This window comes from Marinomonas gallaica (assembly GCF_001639745.1).
Classification (GTDB): domain Bacteria; phylum Pseudomonadota; class Gammaproteobacteria; order Pseudomonadales; family Marinomonadaceae; genus Marinomonas; species Marinomonas gallaica.
On sequence record NZ_LTAX01000066.1, the window covers coordinates 1 to 280 of the forward strand.

The following is a 280-nucleotide window of genomic DNA, read 5'->3' on the forward strand; positions in this document are numbered from 1 at the left end:
ATTTTCATTGTTTAGGCCAGATAACCAACGCTTAAGATCCCCACCAGTCGCAACCATCACGCCCGTATTGATCTCTTTAATTAGCTTTTGCTCTTCTGTGGCATCTTTTTGCTCTACGATAGCCACGACAGGGCCATTTTTACGTACGATACGACCATAGCCTGGTTGGTTCTCCCGAACCACGGTGCGCAACGCGAAACCACCAAATAGTTGAACATAGAGTAAACTTTCAATCCTCTCTTCAGATATCCATGTCACATCCCCGTATCACCCTAATAGC

General features: G+C 45.7%; 1 pseudogene. It reads right to left on the minus strand.

Annotation, left to right across the window (positions count from 1 at the left end):
* A pseudogene (glmU, locus tag AYW76_RS19570) lies at positions 1-258 on the minus strand (bifunctional UDP-N-acetylglucosamine diphosphorylase/glucosamine-1-phosphate N-acetyltransferase GlmU); the annotation flags it as partial.
* Positions 259-280: the final 22 nt, after the last annotated feature.